The sequence below is a fragment of the Exiguobacterium sp. S3 genome (assembly GCF_018617295.1).
Taxonomy (GTDB): Bacteria; Bacillota; Bacilli; order Exiguobacteriales; family Exiguobacteriaceae; genus Exiguobacterium; species Exiguobacterium profundum.
The window spans coordinates 1-899 of sequence record NZ_JACSJW010000017.1; the positions used below are offsets into that span (position 1 = coordinate 1).

The 899-nt window shown below is 49.2% G+C and carries 8 tRNA genes and 1 rRNA gene; all 9 read right to left on the minus strand.

Annotated features, from left to right (window positions below):
- Position 1: 1 nt before the first annotated feature.
- Positions 2–89 (minus strand) — tRNA-Leu (locus KNO65_RS15565).
- Positions 90–98: 9 nt separating this feature from the next.
- Positions 99–173, minus strand: a tRNA-Gly gene (locus KNO65_RS15570).
- 15 nt (positions 174–188) lie between these two features.
- Positions 189–269, minus strand: a tRNA-Leu gene (locus tag KNO65_RS15575).
- Positions 270–306: 37 nt separating this feature from the next.
- A tRNA-Lys gene (locus KNO65_RS15580) sits at positions 307–382 on the minus strand.
- Between the two features lie 12 nt (positions 383–394).
- A tRNA-His gene (locus KNO65_RS15585) sits at positions 395–470 on the minus strand.
- A gap of 10 nt (positions 471–480) precedes the next feature.
- A tRNA-Thr gene (locus tag KNO65_RS15590) sits at positions 481–556 on the minus strand.
- Positions 557–564: 8 nt separating this feature from the next.
- A tRNA-Phe gene (locus KNO65_RS15595) sits at positions 565–640 on the minus strand.
- Between the two features lie 19 nt (positions 641–659).
- A tRNA-Asp gene (locus tag KNO65_RS15600) sits at positions 660–735 on the minus strand.
- A gap of 75 nt (positions 736–810) precedes the next feature.
- A 5S ribosomal RNA gene (rrf, locus tag KNO65_RS15605) occupies positions 811–899 on the minus strand; the annotation flags it as partial.

Genomic DNA, 899 nt, shown 5'->3' on the forward strand with positions numbered 1-899 from the left:
ATGGTGCGGTCGAGAGGACTTGAACCTCCACGGTGTTAACCACCACTAGGCCCTCAACCTAGCGCGTCTACCGATTCCGCCACGACCGCGTATTAAGATGGAGCGGAAGACGGGATTCGAACCCGCGACCCCGACCTTGGCAAGGTCGTATTCTACCACTGAACTACTTCCGCATAAGTATTTAGAGATGCGGGTGAAGGGACTCGAACCCCCACGTCAAAGACACTAGATCCTAAGTCTAGCGCGTCTACCAATTCCGCCACACCCGCATGTGAAATTACGTATTGAATAAAAAATAATGAGAAATGGTGAGCCATGCAGGGCTCGAACCTGCGACCCTCTGATTAAAAGTCAGATGCTCTACCAACTGAGCTAATGGCTCATTAAATTTTAATGGGGCGGCTGAAGGGAATTGAACCCTCGAATGCCGGAATCACAATCCGGTGCGTTAACCACTTCGCCACAACCGCCATGAAAAAATGGTGCCGGCGAAAGGATTCGAACCCTCGACCCTCTGATTACAAGTCAGATGCTCTACCAACTGAGCTACACCGGCGTGTTATATGGTGGCTTTGGACGGAATCGAACCGCCGACACAAGGATTTTCAGTCCTTTGCTCTACCAACTGAGCTACAAAGCCATACGTATTAAATTAAAAATGGCGGTCTCGACGGGATTCGAACCCGCGATCTTCTGCGTGACAGGCAGACATGTTAACCCCTACACCACGAGACCGTTTTAAGTCATATCGACTTTACCTATTTTAAAGGTCATTCTATGTAAAGTCAATAACTTTTTTAAAAAAATAAAGCCTGGCAACGTCCTATCCTCACAGGGGGAGATCCCCCAACTACTTTCGGCGCTGAGACGCTTAACTTCCGTGTTCGGCATGGGAACGG